This is a genomic window from Thermocaproicibacter melissae (assembly GCF_024498295.1).
Taxonomy (GTDB): domain Bacteria; phylum Bacillota; class Clostridia; order Oscillospirales; family Acutalibacteraceae; genus Thermocaproicibacter; species Thermocaproicibacter melissae.
Map to the genome: position 1 here is coordinate 863,009 of NZ_CP101827.1, position 20,974 is coordinate 883,982.

Annotated in this window: 18 protein-coding genes; 12 read left to right on the forward strand and 6 right to left on the reverse strand. The window is 46.7% G+C overall.

The window, feature by feature from the left end; translation table 11 throughout:
* Positions 1 to 26: 26 nt before the first annotated feature.
* The 3 genes from NOG13_RS04320 (at position 27) to asnB (ending at position 3,527) form a co-directional block, all read left to right on the forward strand.
* Complete coding sequence (locus NOG13_RS04320) at positions 27 to 878, forward strand: AraC family transcriptional regulator (RefSeq protein WP_283111043.1); 852 nt, start codon at positions 27 to 29, stop codon at positions 876 to 878.
* Complete coding sequence (locus NOG13_RS04325) at positions 875 to 1,504, forward strand: DUF1836 domain-containing protein (RefSeq protein ID WP_283111044.1); 630 nt, start codon at positions 875 to 877, stop codon at positions 1,502 to 1,504. The genes NOG13_RS04320 and NOG13_RS04325 overlap by 4 nt, the downstream gene beginning before the upstream one ends.
* A 169-nt stretch (positions 1,505 to 1,673) precedes the next feature.
* Positions 1,674 to 3,527, forward strand: a complete 1,854-nt coding sequence (gene asnB, locus NOG13_RS04330) for an asparagine synthase (glutamine-hydrolyzing) (protein ID WP_283111045.1) — start codon at positions 1,674 to 1,676, stop codon at positions 3,525 to 3,527.
* A 63-nt stretch (positions 3,528 to 3,590) separates the two neighbouring features.
* Here the strand turns inward: asnB and NOG13_RS04335 are convergent, their stop codons facing one another.
* Positions 3,591 to 4,955, reverse strand: a complete 1,365-nt coding sequence (locus NOG13_RS04335) for a UDP-N-acetylmuramoyl-tripeptide--D-alanyl-D-alanine ligase (protein WP_283111046.1) — start codon at positions 4,953 to 4,955, stop codon at positions 3,591 to 3,593.
* A 26-nt stretch (positions 4,956 to 4,981) separates the two neighbouring features.
* Positions 4,982 to 6,436, reverse strand: a complete 1,455-nt coding sequence (locus tag NOG13_RS04340; protein ID WP_283111154.1) for a UDP-N-acetylmuramoyl-L-alanyl-D-glutamate--2,6-diaminopimelate ligase — start codon at positions 6,434 to 6,436, stop codon at positions 4,982 to 4,984.
* A 309-nt stretch (positions 6,437 to 6,745) separates the two neighbouring features.
* On the opposite strand from NOG13_RS04340, the gene NOG13_RS04345 reads away from it, so the two are divergent.
* The 4 genes from NOG13_RS04345 (at position 6,746) to NOG13_RS04360 (ending at position 10,900) form a co-directional block, all read left to right on the forward strand.
* Positions 6,746 to 8,167 (forward strand): radical SAM/SPASM domain-containing protein, encoded by a 1,422-nt coding sequence (locus tag NOG13_RS04345; protein ID WP_283111047.1) that lies wholly within the window; start codon positions 6,746 to 6,748, stop codon positions 8,165 to 8,167.
* Between the two features lie 219 nt (positions 8,168 to 8,386).
* The gene (locus NOG13_RS04350; RefSeq protein WP_283111048.1) at positions 8,387 to 9,151 is read left to right on the forward strand and encodes a threonine/serine exporter family protein; all 765 of its coding nucleotides are present in this window, start codon (positions 8,387 to 8,389) and stop codon (positions 9,149 to 9,151) included.
* A gap of 11 nt (positions 9,152 to 9,162) precedes the next feature.
* Positions 9,163 to 9,630 carry a threonine/serine exporter family protein gene (locus tag NOG13_RS04355; protein WP_283111155.1) on the forward strand — a complete coding sequence of 156 codons (468 nt, stop codon included), beginning with the start codon at positions 9,163 to 9,165 and terminating at the stop codon, positions 9,628 to 9,630.
* 88 nt (positions 9,631 to 9,718) lie between these two features.
* Positions 9,719 to 10,900: an MFS transporter gene (locus tag NOG13_RS04360; protein WP_283111049.1), complete on the forward strand. Its 1,182-nt coding sequence runs from the start codon at positions 9,719 to 9,721 to the stop codon at positions 10,898 to 10,900.
* A gap of 55 nt (positions 10,901 to 10,955) precedes the next feature.
* Here the strand turns inward: NOG13_RS04360 and NOG13_RS04365 are convergent, their stop codons facing one another.
* Positions 10,956 to 11,273 (reverse strand): rhodanese-like domain-containing protein, encoded by a 318-nt coding sequence (locus NOG13_RS04365; RefSeq protein WP_283111050.1) that lies wholly within the window; start codon positions 11,271 to 11,273, stop codon positions 10,956 to 10,958.
* A gap of 62 nt (positions 11,274 to 11,335) precedes the next feature.
* Positions 11,336 to 13,015 (reverse strand): FAD-dependent oxidoreductase, encoded by a 1,680-nt coding sequence (locus tag NOG13_RS04370; RefSeq protein ID WP_283111051.1) that lies wholly within the window; start codon positions 13,013 to 13,015, stop codon positions 11,336 to 11,338.
* A 420-nt stretch (positions 13,016 to 13,435) separates the two neighbouring features.
* Between NOG13_RS04370 and NOG13_RS04375 the strand changes: the two genes are divergently transcribed.
* The 5 genes from NOG13_RS04375 (at position 13,436) to NOG13_RS04395 (ending at position 20,155) form a co-directional block, all read left to right on the forward strand.
* On the forward strand, positions 13,436 to 15,244 hold the full coding sequence (locus NOG13_RS04375) for a sensor histidine kinase (protein WP_283111052.1): 1,809 nt from the start codon (positions 13,436 to 13,438) through the stop codon (positions 15,242 to 15,244).
* A complete protein-coding gene (locus tag NOG13_RS04380) occupies positions 15,219 to 16,835 on the forward strand; it encodes a response regulator (protein ID WP_283111053.1) in 1,617 nt (538 codons plus the stop codon). The genes NOG13_RS04375 and NOG13_RS04380 overlap by 26 nt, the downstream gene beginning before the upstream one ends.
* A gap of 173 nt (positions 16,836 to 17,008) precedes the next feature.
* Positions 17,009 to 18,301 (forward strand): extracellular solute-binding protein, encoded by a 1,293-nt coding sequence (locus NOG13_RS04385; RefSeq protein ID WP_283111054.1) that lies wholly within the window; start codon positions 17,009 to 17,011, stop codon positions 18,299 to 18,301.
* Positions 18,302 to 18,414: 113 nt separating this feature from the next.
* Positions 18,415 to 19,299 (forward strand): carbohydrate ABC transporter permease, encoded by an 885-nt coding sequence (locus NOG13_RS04390; protein ID WP_283111055.1) that lies wholly within the window; start codon positions 18,415 to 18,417, stop codon positions 19,297 to 19,299.
* Between the two features lie 13 nt (positions 19,300 to 19,312).
* Positions 19,313 to 20,155, forward strand: coding sequence for a carbohydrate ABC transporter permease (locus tag NOG13_RS04395; RefSeq protein ID WP_283111056.1), 843 nt, complete (start codon positions 19,313 to 19,315; stop codon positions 20,153 to 20,155).
* A 70-nt stretch (positions 20,156 to 20,225) separates the two neighbouring features.
* On the opposite strand, the gene NOG13_RS04400 is transcribed toward NOG13_RS04395, so the two are convergent.
* A complete protein-coding gene (locus NOG13_RS04400) occupies positions 20,226 to 20,450 on the reverse strand; it encodes an HPr family phosphocarrier protein (protein ID WP_283111057.1) in 225 nt (74 codons plus the stop codon).
* 12 nt (positions 20,451 to 20,462) lie between these two features.
* On the reverse strand, positions 20,463 to 20,945 hold the full coding sequence (locus NOG13_RS04405) for a methylglyoxal synthase (RefSeq protein ID WP_283111058.1): 483 nt from the start codon (positions 20,943 to 20,945) through the stop codon (positions 20,463 to 20,465).
* Positions 20,946 to 20,974 lie beyond the last annotated feature (29 nt).

Genomic DNA, 20,974 nt, shown 5'->3' on the forward strand with positions numbered 1-20,974 from the left:
ATTAAAACGCTTCGAGGTGGCGTACATTGACAAACGATGAATTCCGCAGATCATTCCGCTTTTCTTATCATAATAGCATTGGGCTTGCGGTTTACAGCTGCGGTATTCAGAAATGCCCTCCTCTGCACTCATGGGGTCCCGCCGTGCGGGATCATTATTTAATTCACTGCATTATTTCCGGACACGGGACATTTACGTGCCTCGGGAACAAATATCATCTTTCTGCAGGAGACGGCTTTGTTGTTGTACCCGACCAGATTGTTTCTTACTCCGCAGACAAAGACGACCCTTGGGAATATTGTTGGGTCTGTTTCAACGGTTCCGACGCCAAGCGTTTGATGGAGCAAACCGGTCTTTTGGACAGAAAGCCTGTTTTTCACAGCGATGACAAAAAGCTCGAAACGCTGCTGGAAGGAATGTGTAACCTGACCGGAACTGACCCCGGGCGTGAAACCCGCATGAAATCTGTACTTCTGGCTTTTCTTGCGGAATTGATGGATCGCTTCGGCTCTCCGGCACAGCCGCGGAGAAATGGCTATGAATATGTTCAAAAGGCAATTAAATTCATTGAGTATAATTATTCCATGAACATTAGCATTGAGGATGTCGCGGCAAGTGTTGGCATTAGCCGAAGCCATCTTTACCGGCTCTTTCTTCAGAATGTTTCTATGTCTCCGAACGAATATCTGATTCGCTTCCGCTTAAACAAGGCGGCCGCCCTTTTGGAAACTGGACGGCTCACTGTCGGCGAAGCCGCGTATTCTACCGGATTTGCGGACCAACTTTATTTTTCTAGGGTTTTTAAAAAATATATGGGAATACCGCCGAGCCGCTATATGGCGGTTTATCTGAACGGCGGAAGGGAGGAACGAAAATGAGCCAACCAGATGACGAAAACACCGTTGACTATACCGACATCACAAAAGAGACAATTGATACAATTCTAAAGTGGTCACACGATATCCGAACTTGCAATGTTGAAGAATGGGATCGACTTCCCGAAATCTACCTTTACATGGACCAAGTGCTGACGTTCATGAACAAGCAATTGCGTCTCTATGCAAGGAACGACGGAGAATCACTCCTGACTTCAAGCATGATTAACAACTATGTGAAGGATGGGGTTCTTCCCCGCCCCGATCAGAAAAAATATTCCCGCGAACATTTGGCAATACTTCTCGTCATCTGCATGTTGAAACAGGTTCTTTCCATTCAGGATATTTCCGCATTGGTTCATACGCTTCTAAAGAGTGCATCGCACAGTGAAATGTACAACCGCTTCTGCGAAGCGCAAAGCGCTGCCATGCAGGAGATCTGCGACCGTGTTGACAAGGTTGCCCCCCAAGGAGAAGCGGAACTCACGCGGCTTGCCATTGAGCTTTCCGTCGAAGCAAATGCCAGACGAACTGCTTCCGAACGCATTTTGAGCGAACTTGCGCGGGCTGAAGAAAAGCGCCAAGCTGCCGAGCGAGAAGCCGAGAAGACAAAAGATAAAAAGAAATGATGAAGCCCCCGGAATTTCCGGGGGTTTTTCTTTCTGACGAACCCCGTAAAGTAGTCCTGCATTTGAGAACGAACCACATTCTTAGAAAACCGTACTTATTGCCGGAACGTTTAACCTTAATTTCCATTACGCATAATATGAAAGTGTAACTTGAAGGAGGGGTCGTTCCATGTGTGGAATTGCAGGCTTTTGTGACTACAGAGATGATTTTTCTGAAGAAGCGCCATTTCTGGGGCGCCTTGTCAGGCGCATGGGCAACACTCTCAGACATAGAGGGCCGGATGAAAAAGGAATCTTTCTTTCCAGTCATGCGGCTTTTGCGCACCAACGACTTGCGGTAGTCGACATTGAAGGCGGAAAGCAGCCCATGACAGCCCACCTTGGTGGTTACCGCTGTACCATAGTCTATAACGGCGAGCTTTACAACAGCGCAGAATTGCGCCGTGAACTGGAACTTGCCGGTTTCTTTTTTGAAACGAAGAGCGACACGGAAGTACTCCTGAAATGCTACATGTGCTATGGACCTGACTGCGTAAAAAAACTGAATGGAATTTATGCCTTTGCAGTTGACGATGAAAAGCGCAACTGTTGTTTTTTATGCCGTGACCGCTTCGGGGTTAAGCCTCTGTTCTACACAATAGCAGGCGGCAGGCTTGTTTTTGCGTCCGAAATCAAGGCATTGTTTGAATATCCGGGGGTTACCCCCATCCTTGACCGCCAGGGGCTGTGTGAAGTGTTCGGCATCGGCCCCGCGCGTACTGCCGGTGTTGGCGTATTCCGTGATATTTATGAAATCAAGCCCGGAGAATGTGCGATATTCGATAAAGAAGGCCTGCACACATATACCTATTACAAATTAGAAAGCTATGAACACCCTGACAGCTACGAAGAAACCGTAGCCCATGTTCGCGACCTCTTGGAGGATTCCGTTTCAAGGCAGCTGGTTTCTGATGTGCCGCTTTGTACGTTCCTTTCCGGAGGTCTTGACTCCAGCATTATCACCGCACTTGCAGCGAGAGAATACCGCAAGAGCGGAAAAATCCTTTCCACATACGCATTTGATTTTGCCGGCAATGACCGCTATTTCCGGCCAAACGCCTACCAGCCCGATGCAGACCAGCCTTGGAGCCAGAAAATGGCAGAGTACTGCGGCACGGACCACCATGTGCTGATTTGCAACAATACCAGCCAGGCAGATTGTCTGTATGATGCGGTGGACGCAAAAGACCTACCGGGCATGGCAGACGTTGATTCTTCTCTGCTATATTTCTGCAGAATCGTCAAGCGAAACCACGTTGTTGCCGTCTGCGGAGAATGTGCCGACGAAATCTTTGGCGGATACCCATGGTTCCACAAAAAAGAAGCCTTTGAAGGGCACTGCTTCCCGTGGTCGCCGGATCTGACCGTTCGGACAGATCTTCTGAAGCCTGACGTTGCCGACGCACTCAATGTCCCCGAATATGTGAACCAGCGATATGAAGAATCCATCGCGGAAGTACCCACCTTGGAGGGAGAAAGTCCTCAGGAAAAGCGCCGCCGCGAAATTTCTTGGCTAAACATCCGCTGGTTCATGACAAATCTGCTTGACCGAAAAGACCGCATGAGCATGGCAAGCGGTTTGGAAGTTCGTGTTCCTTATGCCGACCACCGCATTGTGGAATATGTTTTTAATGCTCCATGGTCTTACAAAAATCATAACGGCATCAATAAAGCACTGCTTCGTGACGCCGCCAAAGGTTGGCTGCCGGAAGATATACGCACTCGCAAAAAGAGTCCGTATCCGAAAACGCACAACCCGGGTTATGAGGCAATTCTCCGGAGCCGTTTGGCAGAGGTAATGGATAACCGTGATGAACCGCTCCATATTCTTGTGAATGAGGAAAACGTACGCCGTCTGATGGACGAAAAATCCGATTACGGCAGGCCTTGGTTCGGGCAACTGATGGCCGGGCCGCAGATGATGGCATACCTTCTTGAAATAAACTACTGGCTGAAAAAATATGAAATTAAATTGGAATTTTGACTTCGGCAGCATAAAAAAGCGCATCGTTCCAAACGATGCGCTTTTTCTTTTATGTCTTAGTCTTCAAAGAAGCTGTTTGACGATTTCATCCGTCTTCATTCCGCGGGAGCCCTTCACAAGGACGGTATCCCCCGGTTCTAAAACGGAAGAAAGAACATCCAAAGCCTCTGCATTTGTTTTGCAGACATGGCATTGCATTTTTGGATTGACCGAGAGTGCACCCTCGGCTATCTCTTTTGCCTCTTCTCCTACGGTAACAAGCACCTCGATGTCTTCGTTTGCTGCATATTCTCCCACACTGAAATGGCCCTGCCTTGAAAAGTCACCCAGTTCCAGCATATCCGCAAGCACGGCTACACGCTTGCCGCTGTGGAATCCTGCCAAAACGCTGAGGCTGCTTTTTGCGGCGTCGGGGCTTGAATTGTAGGAGTCATCTATGACCGTATAGCCCTTGGAAGCACGACGAATCTGCATTCTCATGGCAAGCGGCTGATAGGTTGAAAGTGCCTGTGCCGCTTTCTTTAGCGAAACGCCCAGCTGATCTGCCACCGCTAGGCCTGCGAGTGCATCAAGCACACAGTGTATTCCCGGTACAGGAAGATGTATGCTTCCGCTTCGCCCATCGGGTGTAAAATAACGGAAATCGGAAGCTTCCGCGCCAATACGGACCGACTCGGCTCGGAAATCGCACCACGGCTGAGTTCCGAAATACACGGTACGGAACGGCAGTTTCCCGCGCAGCTCAGCGAGAAGCGGGTCATCGCCGTTTAGGAAAAGAACCGATTTTTCATGAAACCGGTCTGTAATGTGGAGCTTTTCTTTTCGGATATTCTCCTGTGAACCGAGATTGCCGATGTGTGAAAGACCAATATTGGTCAACACTGCATAGTCCGGAGAAGCAACGGCAGCAAGGCGGCTCATTTCGCCAAACTCACTCATGCCCATCTCAATCACTGCCGCATCATATTCCGGCGAAAGGCGGAACATCGTCAGCGGAAGGCCAATCTGACTGTTCTGGTTGCCTTCGGTTTTCATGACTTTCATACCCGCTGAAAGCGCAAGAGCTGTCATTTCTTTCGTCGTCGTCTTGCCGACGCTGCCTGTTATCCCGACGACTGACCCATTGAACCTTTTTCTCCACTCGGCCGCTATTTTCTGCAGCGCCGCCCGAGTGTCATCAACTGCTATCCACACACCGGGGCCTTGCGCTGTCTGGTGCTCCTGCGTCAATACAGCCGACGCACCTGCCTCCAATGCCTTGCCGATAAACTGATGCGCGTCAATTTTCTCCCCGACAATCGGCACAAAAAGCGTTCCCTGCTTCACTTGCCTGCTGTCAGTCGTTACCGAAGTCACCAAAGTTTCCGGACTGCCTGTGAGAATTTGTCCGCCGCATGCGGTTGCAATCTCCCCCGCTGTCATTTTCATGGATACCAAAACACCTTTCAATAAAATCAGATTTTTCCGGCAAGAACATCCGCTACAACTTCACGTTCATCTAGGTGATATTTCACGCCTTTGATCTCTTGATAATCTTCATGTCCTTTTCCGGCGAGGACAATCACGTCGCCCTCTTCTGCATTTTCTATACAATACTTAATGGCCTGCTTTCGATCCGGAATGACCACATATTTTCCGGTTGTCTTCTCAATGCCAGTCTTGATGTCGGCAATAATGTCCATGACATCCTCAAAACGGGAATTGTCTTCCGTAATCACCGTCAAATCCGCAAGGCGTCCGCTAACCTCACCCATTTCAAACCGGCGCGAACGGGCACGGTTTCCACCGGCTCCAAACATGCAGACAAGGCGATGCGGATGATATTCGCGCAGAGTGGTCAGAATATTTTCCATGCTGAGGGCATTATGTGCATAATCAATGAGGAGTGTATAATTGCCGGGCACCGGAACCGGTTCCACACGGCCCTTTACCTTGACGGTGTCCAGTCCCTTTTTCACGGCTTCTTCGTCGACGGGAAAATGCCGACAAACCGCTATGGCCGCAAGCGCATTATAAACGCTAAAACGCCCGGGAATGTGAACGTCAACGCCGTAGTTCAGTTTGCCCGCCATCTCAAAATGAACACCGAGGTAGCCCGGGCGTGAAATTAATTGTTCTCCGTAAGCTCGCAGTTCCGCGTTCTCGGAAAAACCGTATGTCTCCACTTGGCAGGTATGGCCTTCGGCGATTTTTTCCCAGTTTTCATCGTCGATATTAAAAATTCCAATTTTGCAGCGGCGGAACAGCATGCTCTTGCACTGGCGGTACTCCTCAAGGCTCTTGTGCTCTTTCCCGCCGATATGGTCCGGTGAGAAGTTGGTAAAAAGGCCGTAATCAAACTGAAAGCCGTCTACCCGATGGTCTCGCAAACCAATGGAAGATGCTTCAAGCACAGCCGCCTTGCATCCCGCATCCGCCATCATTCTCAAATAATGCTGAATATCATACGACCCGGGCGTTGTATTCTCGGTCGCGATTACCTTGTCGCCAAATACGGTTCCAATCGTGCCGATAAGCCCGGTTTTTATGCCGCCGGCCTCCAAAATGGACCGAATCATGTAAGAAGTAGTGGTTTTGCCCTTTGTTCCGGTAATGCCGATCACTGTCATCTCCTTTGCCGGATGACCGAACCAAGCCGCCGAAATTTCCGCCAACGCTACCTTTGTGTCCGGAACCATTACCAAAACGGCGTCGCCGTGCTTGACTTCTTTTTCGGCTACAATTGCTACTGCACCGTCTTTTGCTGCCTGTTCCGCAAATTGGTGACTATCTACCGAAGAACCGTTCAGGCAAACAAACAGGCTGCCCTTTTTCACTTTCCTTGAATCATAAACAATGTCTTCTATCTCAACGTCCCCGGAACCATCCATGGTAAATTGCAATCCTGCCAAAAGGTCTTTTAAAATCATCATGCAGATGCCCCCCAAAATATTAGGCACATATTCCAAATTGTGACGGATTGTGCCTTTCGCTCCACTTTAGAATTGAAAAACGGAGCTACTTGATGATACAATAGTCACAAAGCCGTGTCAAATTCAATCTTTATCGCTTGCGTTTTTAACAAGCGCAGAAATACGTAATATACAAAGACTCCTTTTTGTTCATATTTATTACTATTGCCAGTATTTGTATAGATACATATTGTTTTTTGTGAGTTATTGTAATAAAATGTAAGCAAATGGCCGCACTTTCATGTGACCTTAAAAGGAGAGATTTGCATGGGCGTAGTTAGTGAAAAACTGGAAGCATTCGGCGCAAAGCGTGTTCTGGATTATCTTGACGGAAATCCTCAGGAAAATGTTCCCAAAGTAATTTCCTGGCTCCGCAAATTTGATAAAGACCATATTTATCAGAACACATACAACATGCTCGATGACATCATGAAAGACCCAGAAAACAACTGGAACAAACTCATCACATCCATTTACGAAGACATCGACGCCAGCGTCAGACGCAAACTCTTTGAGAACTTTATTGTCAATTCCGCTGTTATCGGCATTCGGCGCAAAAGCAAGCTCGAGCAGAAATATGACTGCAACCTGCCGTGGGCAATCCTAATGGACCCAACTTCTGCTTGCAACCTGCATTGCACTGGCTGCTGGGCAGCAGAATACGGCAACAAACTGAACCTTACATACGACGAGCTTAACAACATTGTTAAGCAAGGCAAAGAGCTCGGGACTTTTATGTATATTTTCTCGGGCGGCGAACCGTTGGTCCGCAAAGATGATATTATCCGGCTGTGTGAGGAACACAGTGACTGCGAGTTCCTTGCATTCACCAATGGTACGCTGATTGATGAAAAATTTGCCGACGAAATGCTGCGCGTGAAGAACTTCGTCCCCGCAATCAGCATTGAAGGCTATGAAGAAGACACGGATTTTCGCCGCGGCAAAGGCACTTTCCAAAAAGTAATCCGTGCTATGCAGATTTTGAAAGAGAAAAAGCTTCCGTTTGGTGCCTCCCTGTGCTACACACGCAAGAATACGGAAATCATCGGAAGCGAAGAATATTTTGATTTCCTGATTGAACAGGGCTGCAAGTTTGCGTGGCTCTTTACTTACATGCCGGTTGGCGTCGATGCGGTACCGGAGCTTATGGCAACTGCGGAGCAGCGCAAATTTATGTATGAACAGATTCGGAAGTTCCGCGAAACCAAACCGATTTTCACAATGGACTTCTGGAATGACGGCGAGTATGTCAACGGTTGCATCGCCGGCGGCCGTTGCTACCTGCATATCAACGCTAACGGCGATATTGAACCTTGCGCCTTCATTCATTACGCAGACTCCAATATTAAAGAAAAGACGCTGCTGGAAGCCTACCAGTCTCCGCTATTTATGGCTTACCGGCGGAACCAGCCGTTTAACAGCAATATGCTCCGCCCGTGCCCGTTGCTTGACAATCCGGGCAGGCTAACCCAGATGGTTAAGAAATCGGGAGCACATTCCACAGACTTGACACATCCGGAGGATGTGGAATCCCTCAGCCAGAAGTGCGTGGAGACCGCCAAAGAATGGGCACGCGTTTCCGCCGAACTTTGGAAAAACAGCCCCGGCCGTGCGTATTCCGAGCTCAAGCAGAAGAGAGAAAAGGAACTCAAAGCTCAGATTCGTGCGAAAGTCGGAAAACCGGAATAATGCATTTCGTTATGTGCCCCGCTCAAAAGCGGGGCGCTTTTTTATCTGTGACTGCAAAGTATTTTCGGCACTGATTTCTTGAATCAAACATGTGAATATTATATACTATCAATTGTCTTGTTATGGCAGAGAAATTCTTGTTTTCTCATTAAGACACAACAACATGGTAATTTATATTCCTATGCTTCCATAACGTAGTATTTTATTCCGGGAGGGCGCATGAATTACGACAGATTAGTAAACACAGCAGCCGACATGGGGAATCTTCTGATTGAAAACGGCGCCGAAATTTCGCGCGCCGAAGAATCCATGCGCCGTTTTTTCAGCGCTTATGGCGTTTCCAACGGAGAAGTTTTCGCTATTCCGACTTTCATCAGCGTTTCCATCAGCACACCTGACGGGAGGCCAATCACTGCAATCCGACGGATTCCCGTCCGGCAAATCAACATGGACCGCGTAGAATGTGCCAACGATTTATGTAGGCGAATTTGCCGCACGAAACCCGACTTTGACACAATAGAACGGGAAATGAAGCGCATCTCTTCGCTGCCGACGCTGCCTTTCTGGGCACAGGCGGTTGCATTTGCACTTGTTGCGGCCGCATTTACCATGTTTTATGGTGGAACTGCCGCCGATGCATGTGTCGCTTTTCTCTGCGGCGCCGCAATCAAGCCGGTATGGAGACTCCTGGAGCATTTTCATGTAAATCAGTTTTTCATTTACATTGCAGCCAGTTTCGTGTCAGCCGTAATCGCGATTATCTTCGCATATTTTTATGCTTGGCTCAATTATGACAAAATAATCATTGGTGCGCTGATGAATCTCGTCCCGGGCATTGCCATAACCGACTTCATGCGAGACATTATTGCAGGCGACATGATCGCCGGTATTCTCCGGTTTGTGGAAAGTATTCTAGTTGCGGCAGCCATTGCAATCGGCGCAGGCATTGCGCTGATAGCGATTCGCACGTTCATGGGGGTGTGAATTTGAGCTACATGGCTTGCCTTTGGTCTTTTTTCGCCTGCGTTGCATTCGGGCTGGTTTATAATATGCGCGGCAAGACATTACTGCTTGCCTCCCTCGGCGGTTCGCTCGGCTGGTTTGTTTATCTGCTGCTGAATTTCACAAACAACGATATTTTTCAGTTTTTTGTTGCAACCATCGCAACAGCCGTCTATTCCGAGGTTATGGCGCGTGTCATGAAAAAGCCCGCCATTGAATTTCAAATCGTTGCGTTGCTTCCGATGGTTCCCGGCGGCGGAATTTTCTACACGATGGAATACTGCGTCATCGGAAACAATGAAATGTTTCTTAAAACGGGGCTGCACACTCTCGGCATTGCCGGTGCTCTCGCCATGGGGATACTGCTTGTTTCTTCACTGTTCCGAATCGGCAGCCACCCGCAAGGAATCAAAACCGAGGCTTGTTCCTGTACGGAACGTAAAAAGGACATATGGCACTAATAACCGCTTAGCTCTAAAAAAGGTAGCAGTTCAAGATAGATTTCTTGATCCTAAAATATCTTCGTTAAAATAATTTGAGGTATATTTTATGGTTTCACTTTTACTTGTAATTATCTACCTTGCATTTATCAGTTTAGGTCTGCCGGATTCCCTCCTTGGCTCTGCCTGGCCGGTTATGTACCGGCAATTTGATGTTCCGCTTTCTTATGCGGGAATTGTATCAATGATTATCGCCGGCGGCACGATTATTTCGAGCCTTCTGTCAGATCGACTGACAAGAAAGTTCGGTGCAGGGCTGGTAACCGCAATCAGTGTATTCCTCACAGCCGTGGCACTTTTTGGTTTTTCCCTTTCCAATTCGTTTCTTCTGCTCTGCATTTGGTCCGTGCCATACGGTTTGGGTGCAGGAGCGATAGACGCTGCACTGAACAATTATGTTGCTCTTCACTACGCAGCAAGACACATGAGTTGGCTTCATTGTTGCTGGGGAATCGGTGCGTCAATCAGCCCAAATATCATGGGCTACTGCCTTGTGAACGGCTTCGGCTGGAATAATGGCTATCGTTCGGTCGCCATCATTCAAATTGTCCTTTCGGCATTTCTTTTTCTTAGCCTGCCGCTTTGGAAAAGAAACAGCAGCGAGCCATCCGGCAGCGAAAAAAAATCTGCCAGTCTCGGTTTTGTGCAGACTTTAAGCATCACCGGAGTAAAATTCATTTTGCCCGCGTTTCTGGCGTATGGCGCTTTGGAAAGCACCGCCGGTTTATGGGCAAGCAGTTACTTAGTCAATGCGCGGGGAATCGACACAGACACTGCTGCGGAATTTGCCTCGCTTTTCTACTTTGGCATCACTTTCGGGCGGTTTCTGTGCGGGTTTGTTTCCGGGAAAATCGGAGACAAGCGCTTGATTCGCATTGGCAGCATCATCATTCTGGTTGGGATTGCCTTGCTTGGGTTGCCTTCCGGTGCCGATGGATTAGTTACAACCGGGCTTGTTGTTATCGGTTTTGGTTGTGCGCCAATCTACCCTTCTATCATCCACGCAACACCTGCCTTCTTCGGGGAAGAAAATTCTCAAGCAATCATCGGAATTCAAATGGCAAGTGCTTACATCGGCAGTACTTTTATGCCGCCGCTCTTTGGAGCGATTGCCAGTTACAGCAACATCCGGGTTTACCCGCTTTATCTGCTGTTCTTCTTGGTTCTTATGCTTGTAATGTCAGAACTTCTAAACAGAACGGTAGCAAAGAATCCAGTGACTGAGAATTAATTTGGAAAGACGAAAGCGCAGCACGTTTGTGCTGCGCTTTTATGCGTTTATGGTTTTACCTTTCGAGACTTCCTTTCCATTTTGTAATTCCGCCAATATCTACGACGTTTTCATACCCAAGGCGCTGAAACAAATCCGCGGCCTTAGCGCTTCTCACTCCGCTCCGGCAGTAAACGTATATCTTGGTCTTTTTATCTGGAACGAGCTGCACAATGTTCTGTGCATGGTCAAGAGGCAGCAAGGCGCTGCCCGGAATATGCCCGGTCTGATACTCCTCCGGAGTTCGGACATCAATCAGGCGGGCATTCGGATCGTTTTTCATCTCTTTTACTGCTTCATTAATTTCCATCGTTTCTTTTCCTGCACGAAACATTTCCATCATCTCCATGACTTTAAAATTTATGCTCTCCACAATAACGTTATCTCCCAGCCGATTCATTCACATTCCGTGCAGATATAATCACGAACGGATTTTTCATGAACAGCGGTTTCATACAGCCGATAACCGCCGGCAAGATTTCTGCAGTCATAACCGTATCCGGTCAGAATCCGGCAGGCGATGTAGCTGCGCAGACCGCTGTGGCAGTGGACATAAACCGGTTTATCCCGTGGAATCTCATTCAGGCGCTCACGCAGATTGTTCAGCGGGATATTGACAAAACCCTCAATTTTACCACGGGCAACCTCCGTTTTAGTACGCACATCCAGAAGAAACACACTGCCGTCACGAGGCAGGCTGTCAACTTCATCCCAGAAAAATTGTTTGACCTTCCCCGTGATTACATTTTCGGCTACAAATCCTATCATATTGACCGGATCCTTTGCGCTTCCAAACGGCGGCGCATAGCAGAGTTCCAAATCCTTCAGGTCGGTTACTTTTGCTCCAAAACGAATCGCCGTGGCCAAAACATCCATACGCTTGTCAACTCCGTCATAGCCGACAATCTGCGCGCCAAGCAATTTGTGCGTCGTTTTCTCCCACAACACCTTAATGGACATGTGTGTTGCGCCGGGGTAATAGTCCGCGTGGGACACAGAATATAGGTAGGTTTTGTCATAATCAATCGCTGCTGCTTTTGCCGCCAACTCATTTAGGCCGGTCGAAGCAACCGTCATGTCAAAAATCTTTAGAATTGCTGAACCCTGTGTGCCGGTGTACCTGCTGTTTATTCCGCAGATGTTGTCGGCAGCGATTCTCCCCTGCTTATTTGCAGGGCCGGCAAGCGGAATGAAAGCTGGTGCATTTGTAATAAAGTTTTTCACCTGCACCGCATCGCCGACCGCGTAAATGTCTGGGATACTCGTCTGCATGTTTTCATTGACTAGAATCGCACCGCGCTGGTCTGTTTCAATTCCGCAGTCTTTTGCCAGTCCGGTATCCGGCCTCACGCCGACTGCCAAAATCACCATGTCGGTTTTGATTTCACCGTTCTGGAGCTTGACAACGAGGGACCCGTCTTCGGCGATTTCACGCAGTCCGTTTCCAAGAATCAGGCAGATTCCCTTTTTCCGAAGATATTGGTGCACATCTGCGGCCATGTCATAGTCCAGCGATGTAATCAAATGGTCGGCAAGTTCGACTATCGTCACCTTGATTCCTGCATTAGCAAGATTCTCGGCCATTTCAACGCCGATATATCCCCCGCCGATAATGACGGCGTTTTTCGGGTTGTTCTTAGCGATAAAGTCCTTGATCTTTTCGGTATCCGGAATATTTCTCAGGGTAAACACCCGCTCATTTTCAATTCCCTTCACCGGTGGCCGAACGGGTTCTGCACCGGGAGAAAGAATGAGCTTATCATAATTTTCTTCGTAGACCTTACCCGTTTCCACAGCGCGCACCGTTACCGTTTTTCGTGCAGGATTGATTTTCACTGCCTCATGCTTGACCCGAACATCTATGTTGAAACGTGCCCGTAGGCTTTCCGGCGATTGCAGCGTCAGGTCGCTTTTTTCTGTAATGGTACCGCCGATATAATACGGAAGGCCGCAGTTTGCAAACGATACAAACGGCCCGCGTTCCAAAATGACAATCTCTGCTTTTTCATCTAAACGGCGTAATCTCGCCGCTGCAGATGCTCCGCCTGCTACCCCGCCGATGATAACTGTTTTCATACAGATTCCTCCTCATTCGGATTCATGATACTGATTCATTCCGGTGTAAAAACCTTGAATTTATGATTTGAGTATACTGCAAGGGTCTTTTTTTGTCTTTGACTTTGTCACAAATCACACTAGTACAGTATTTTGCGATTTGAAAACTCAAAAAGATAGCCATGAAGGCCGAAACTGGATTTCCGGCTGTGGGTAAATGTTTTATATTTTATTTATGAAAATTATCCATCTTTTTACAAATTAGCCATTTACATTACCTTGTTTTTATGCACTTTATTCTATTTTTATTTTGTGTTAATATGTCTATAAATTAATTTAAATCAAATGCAAATCAAAATGATAGGAAATCAATTCACGGAAGAGGTTCTATAAATCACATCGACCAACGAGAATTTCGTTGTGCAAGGGAATGTTGCTGATATGAAAAAAGTACTGGTTCGCCTCAAAAAAACATATATGAATTTCCGAATCTCAACGAAGCTGTCCGTTTTATATCTTTTTGTATTTTTACTTTCCATGTTCCTTTCATGGATTGTCTATTACAATTTGAACTACCGCTTTTCGATTCAGAAAAGTGGCGAACTCTCTATGCAAACTTTGTACTCCCTGAAATCAAACATCACGAATCTTCTGCAAAACGTCGATTACAACTCGCGTGTCATCCTATCGAACAATGACGTGCAAACAATTCTGAGTAACGGACAAGAGGAAGATACTTTTGTAGCAGAGAAAAAGATGAAAACCATCCTAACCCTGCTAATTAATACCATGCCGTCGATTGAATCCATCTATGTTTTCGACAACTATGGGCACTTCTATGGAGCTGGCAGAGGAATGAACTACAGCCTTAAACTTTCAAGTATTACGGGAGCACCGTGGTATAAGCAGGTTGTAAATCTTCGTGGCGCTAGTCTGTTCCAGTTGCATGCCAACAATATTTTTTCTGCAGAAAACAAAGATAGCAGCGTTTCAATGGTCCGGCTAATCAACGGCACCGTTTCACAGCGCCCAATCGGAATTCTTCTCATGAATATTTCCAACTCGGCATTGGAAGAAAGTTACCACGAAATTGTTAAGAAATATGGAAGCAACGTAATTCTTTTGAACGAATCCAATGAATATATCATTAGCAACGAATCCATTCCCAAAGAAAATGTAGCGATGATTCTTAAAAATAGCGAAGAAAATCGCGATGCTCCAATCATTCTGAAATCCGGCGGCAAGCGGTTCATTTACTCTTCCATTACACTCGACTCCCCTGCATGGAAAATTATCATGGGAATCCCGATGGAAGAAATTGATAAGGAGCTTGCCCTTTACCAGCGTATTACGTTCATCATTATTTTTCTCAACATCATACTTCTGTTGGGAGGAATCATGATCTCCTCACGCCTAATCACTGTTCCGATACACAAACTGCTCGAGTCGATGAGAGGCGTACAAAAAGGCAACTTCGTTACCGTGAACATGAACACCGGCGCAGATGAAATCGGGCAATTAAAAGACGGCTACAACTTGATGATTACCAAGATTCAAGAACTCCTGAATAAAACCATTAATGACCAAAGAGCCAAGCGGAAACTTGAACTGAACATCCTTCAGGCACAAATCAAGCCTCATTTTCTTTATAACACACTTGACGCAATGGCATATCTCTCCCTCGCAGGAAAGAACGCGGAGCTATATGACGCTCTCGAAGCTTTGGGAGAATTTTACCGAAAAAGCCTGAGCAAAGGCGAAGAAATCATCTCGATTAAAGACGAAGTTGACATTACCCGAGATTACCTATTTTTGCAGCGGCTTCGCTACGGCGATATATTCACAGCAAAATTCGACATTGATGACGACGTTCTGAAGTATAAGACGCTAAAACTTGTTTTACAGCCGTTAGTTGAAAATTCTATCTACCACGGTATTCGGCCGAAAGGTGAACCGGGAGAAATTCTGGTTCGTGTAAAAGGCGACGGCGACCGAATCATCCTCTCCGTAGAGGATAACGGAATTGGCATGTCCGACGATGTCATCAAAGCCATTCAAAACGGCGACATTAAAGGCAGCGGTTTCGGACTGTGCGAAACGCTCGAACGTCTACGAATTTATTATGAAAGCGATAGTTCATATACAATAAAAAGCTCGAAGAACGAAGGTACAATCATTACGATTTCAATTCCAAAAGAGACTTCAGAAAGGGAAAGGACAAAAAATGACGGAATTCAACCGAGACATTAAAGTAATGCTTGTAGACGATGAAGAAAAAACTCGAAAGCTGCTGAAGCTTTTAGTCAATTGGGAAGAACTTGGCTTTACAATCTGCGGTGAAGCGTCAAGCGGTCAGGAGGCCCTCCATATGTTGGATGAGGTGCGGCCAGACCTCATCATAACCGACGTTCGCATGCCATATATGGATGGTCTTGAATTTTCAAAGCTTGCTCTTCAAGCGTACCCGAACCTGAAAATTATCGTGCTGACTGCTTACGAAGATTTTTCGAGTGCCCAGCAGAGCGTACAGATGGGTGTTTCTGCATTTCTGCTCAAACCTGTAAAGCGAGAGAGCTTGACATCTACTTTAAACTCAATTGCGAAAAAGATTGAGGAAGAACTGGATATGCAGCAGGAATATGCGCGAATTCAGGAGCAGCTTGGTCAAATGCGTGAAACCCTGCAGAAAGAATTTTTGAGTGAACTGCTGATTGCCGACTTACCGGATGATGAGATAAAGCAAAAAATCCAGTATTTTTCGCTGGAAGCGATTGAAAAGCAAGTACAGGCTGCTGTTATTACCCTGCGCGGCGAACCAGAAAACATGGATGGCGAAAAGCGGATTCTTTACAGCATGGCTGCATTGGACCTTGTAAAACAGTTTTTCAGCAATGATCCAAAGTCCTATGTTTTTTCGGATCATCTAAGCAATATCGTAGTTGCGTACACCGGCAACACCAGTACTTTTGAATCCGCAATGGAAAGATTGAAGGACATGCTTTCTTCAAAACTTCAGGGACGGGTAAGCGCGGGCATCGGCACGCTTCGCTCAGGTCTGCATGGGCTTTCCAAATCCTATCAGGAAGCCTGCATGGCGCTGAAATACTGCATTTTTTACGGGGACAGAATCGTCCTTTCCTACAAAGACGTCAGTATGGTGGATTCAGACGAAAAAGAACAAAACAAAGGATTGGATGAAATTGAATTTTTTGTACGAGCCGGTTTCCAGAAAGAGGCGGTGGAAGCAATTCACCGCTTACTAGTTCAACAGTCTTTGGCGGAAATTGAAGACATCAATGCTGTTCGCGTAAAAGGTATTAATATCATGACCCTGCTCTTTAACATTGCAGCGGAGCTGCATGTTGCATTTCCTACGCAGGAATTCGGAAAAGCCTACATGGAAATGATTAATCTAAAAGATATTTCAGAAATTGAAAAGCGGTTGATCCAAACCGCCAACGAACTCACCGATACGACACGGAAGATTCGGAAGAAAAAAAGCGGCCAGCAGATTGCCATGGTGATGGAATATATTAACGAGCACCTTTCTGACCCAACACTTGGCCTTGCGTCTCTCTCCGCGCATTTTTACCTAAATCCAAGCTACCTGAGCCGCACTTTCAAGCATCAAGTAGGTTCTTCTATCGTTGAATACCTGACTGACCTTAGGATTCAAAAAGCGAAGGAACTGCTTCAAAACAGTGATAAAATGGCCTATGAAATCGGCGCCGAAGTCGGCATTCCTGACCCGAACTACTTCGGAAAGTGCTTTAAGAAATATGCCGGATGCTCCATTCAGGAATTTAGAAAACGCGTAAAAGGATCCTCCTCAACAGATTAACACACAAGAATTAAATTCCGTCAAAATATTATTAATTTTGCTGCTATAATCTGTGCAATAAGTAAAAATACTACCATCTAGAGTAAAAATCTTGCCTTCTAACTGTAGCTTTCTTTGGTTATAATGAACGCAAGAGGAGAAATTCTCAAATCTGTTAAGGAGGAGAAAGCACTATGAACAAAGTCCTGAAAAATGTCATTGCAGGAGCTCTTTCCGCAAGTATGCTTTTCAGTATGGCTGGTTGCTCGAACAGCGGCTCCGACACGACATCAGGTGCACAGTCCGGTGACCAGCAGGTTACTCTGAAACTGTGGCACATCTGGGCAGCAGATTCCGAATCCAGCAAAGTCCCGTTCTTGAAAACACTTGACAATTTCCAAAAGGAACATCCGAACATCAAACTCGATGTTGACGCAACGGAAAACGAGACATTCAAGACCAAAATCCGCACCGCCGTTGCAGCAAACGAAGCTCCGGACATCTTTACCTACTGGGCCGGCGGCTACATGAAAAACTTTGTAACGGCCGGTAAGCTTCTCGCGTTGGATGATTATTTGAACGACGGAACAAAGGACAAACTGCTTGACGGAACGCTCGACAACATGACATTTGACGGCAAGGTCTATGGACTGCCTCACACCATGGACGTCGGCACATTCTTTGTCAATCAGGAACTGTTCGACAAGTACAACATCAAGGTTCCGACCACATACGATGAACTGGTCGACGCTTGCAAGAAGTTCCGTGCAGCCGGCGTGAAGACCCCGATGGCAGTCGGCGGCAAAGAAGCATGGTGCATTGATATGTACCTTGATATTCTTCAGGTAAGATCCGCCGGTTATGAAGCCTGCATCAATGCTCTTTCCGGCAAAGGTTCCTACGAAGACGCTGGCATTATCGACGGTGCCAAGAGGCTCCAGGAACTCGTAAAACTCGGTGCATTTGGCGACAGCCCGATGAGTATTTCCAGAGACGAATCGGAAGTTCCGTTCTACAATGGTGAAGTCCCAATGTATTTCAACGGCAGCTGGACCATCGGCAATGTCAACAAGAGTAAGGTAAAAGACAAGATTAAGATTGTTCCGTTCCCGAAAGTCGGCGACAAGAGCGATTCAACCGACCTGACTGGCGGCGTGGCTGGAACCTTTGTTGTCAGCGCTAACACGCAGTATAAAGACCAGGCGGTTACTTGCCTCAAGTATATCGCTCAGGGCTTTGCAAAAGAAGCATTCGAGGCGGGCGTAAGTCTCCCGGCTTGGAAGCTTGACATCGATGAATCTAAGGTTGATACACTGACGAAGCAACTGATGGATTTGACGAATTCGGCAAAGACCTATACGCTTTGGTGGAACACCTATCTTGATGGATCTAAGTCTGAACTCTATATGAACAAATCCTCTGAACTTTTCGCACTGAAGATTACTCCGGAACAGTACGCAAAAGATCTACAGACTATGAACTCCTAATTATTTCGGGGACCCCGGGACCTTTACCGGTCTCGGGTCCCATTTTTCGCTGACAATCCCGAATGCAAGCCAAATCTTCGGCTTCCGTTCATTACCTGTTGAGGGGAAGACCTATGAACAAAGTACTATCAAACAAAAAAGCCATTGTTTTCTTTATGCTTCCGGCTGTGCTGTTTTTTCTCTTGGTAATTTTGATGCCTGTCCTTATGTCCTTCTACTACAGCACATTGAACTGGGACGGTATGGGAAGCGGAACGTTTATTGGCTTTCAAAACTATAAAAAGCTATTCGTCGGCAATGTTGATAATTTCCCGCTATCTGTTAGAAACTCATTTCTCTTTTTACTTGCTTCTGTATTCATTCAAATACCGATTTCCCTGTTGCTGGCAATCATCTTGTCCAACGGCGTGAAGGGTGAAAACTTCTTCCGCAATGTTTATTTCGTTCCTGTCGTTTTGTCTACTGTGGTAATCGGCCAGCTGTGGATGAAAATTTATCATCCGGATTACGGCCTTCTGAACACTTTTCTTCGGAGCATCGGTCTCTCAAGCTGGGCGCATGGCTGGCTGGGTGACCAGAACACCGCATTAATCGCTACGTTTATTCCCACACTATGGCAATATACTGGGTATCATATGCTTTTGCTTTACGCCGCAATTAAGTCAATCAACCCTGAGATTTTCGAGGCAGCCAAGATTGATGGCGCAAACAGAACAAAAATTGCTTTTCGTGTTACAATTCCGATGATTCTGCCGATGCTGGAAGTCAGCTTGATTTTCTCAGTCATCGGTTCGTTAAAGGTATTTGACCTTGTATATGTTTTGACAAATGGTGGACCGGCGCAGGCAAGCGAGGTTCCAAGTACATTAATGGTTCGCACGATTTTCATGGGATATCAGTACGGCTACGGCAGCGCAATGGCTGTGTTTATCATCGCGGAATGTGTTCTGTTCACATTCGTAGTCCGCAAGATATTCAGAGCATTGCAAAGAGATTAGAGGTGTCGCAGCTATGAAAAAGAAAAGTATTCCTGCCTACTTTGGGAAAGCCATACTCTATATCTGTCTGATAATTTGGGCTATTCTATGCTTATTCCCCATCTACTGGCTATTTACATTCTCACTGAAAAACAACACGGAAATCTTCGGCGGTAACATTGTCGGCCTACCTCAAGTTTATCGCTGGAGCAACTATTCCAATGCTTTGCTGAACGGAAAAGTGGGCATCTACCTGTTAAACAGTATTATCGTTACAGCAATGACCATTCTGTTTACCGTGCTTGCTTCCACTATGGCAACGTTCGCTATGCAGCGGATGCGTTGGAAACTGAGCAAGGTTGCCATGTCCATTTTGCTTGTGGGCATGATGATTCCGATTCACGCCGCGTTGCTGCCCGTATTCGTTGTCATGCGCAACCTGAAACTGATCAACACCATTTGGTCTCTGATCATTCCTTACACTGGCTTTGCAATTCCGATGGGAATTATGATTATCTCCGGTATTTTGGACGGAATCCCAAGGGAACTCGATGAATCCGCATGCATCGACGGATGCAGTATCTACCGTCTCTTCTTCAGCATTATCCTTCCCCTGCTCCGCCCTGCTATTGCGACCTGCGCAATCTTCACGTTCCTGCAGTCGTGGAACGAACTGATGATGGCAGTTACCTTTATCAGTAAAGACGAAGCAAAGACACTCACGGTCGGTATTCAGTCCATGGCCGGTCAGTACCTCACGGAATGGGGCCCCATTGGTGCAGCTCTGATGGTTGCAACAATTCCGACATTACTCTTGTACTTCATGCTGAGCAGTCAGGTTCAAAAGAGCCTCGTTGCCGGTGCGGTAAAGGGTTAAATAAATCAACAAAAAGCCATGAGCGGAAAACGCTCATGGCTTTTTTGTTTGTTCAGATTATGCTGCAGCGTCAGACGATGAACTTCCGAATGGATTCCACAAGATTCGCATTGTCGGAATGAATGCGAAGCTCGAGTGGTTTTGAAAGATTCAGACTGAAAATGCCCATAATCGACTTTGCGTCAAGAATTCTTGGCCCATCAACCAGTTCGCACTCAACGTTCCATCTTGCAATGATGGATGAAAATTCCTTGACTTTCTGGATACTGTCGATCAAAACTTTTACGGTAGTCATGCTATTTCTCCCCTACATTTGCCGGCTTTGCTCGCTGACACGGTCGGCCACATTCTGCCGGAAGTTAATGACCTTATGTTCATATTCTTCACTCATCAGCGAAGAATGAACCATAAAATCTGCGGTAGCTTTGTTGTTCGCAATCGGAATATCGTAGACCTGAGCAATTCTCAAAAGTGCCTTCACATCCGGGTCGTGCGGCTGCGCCTCCAGAGGATCGGAGAAGAACACGACGAAATTGATCAATCCTTCCACGATTTTGGCACCAATCTGCTGGTCACCGCCGAGCGGTCCGCTGTTATAAGCCTTTACGGGCAGCCCGGTTTTTTCTGCCACAAGCCTTGCGGTAGTTCCTGTTCCGCAGAGAAAATGATGTCTCAGAATATCCTTATTTGCTTCGCACCAGTCGATGAGTTCTTTCTTTTTGCCGTCGTGCGCAATCAGCGCTATTGTTTTTTGCTTCGGGATTGTGAATGTAATAAAGGAATTATCCAATTTATTTTCCTCATTCCCTGTGTAAATTG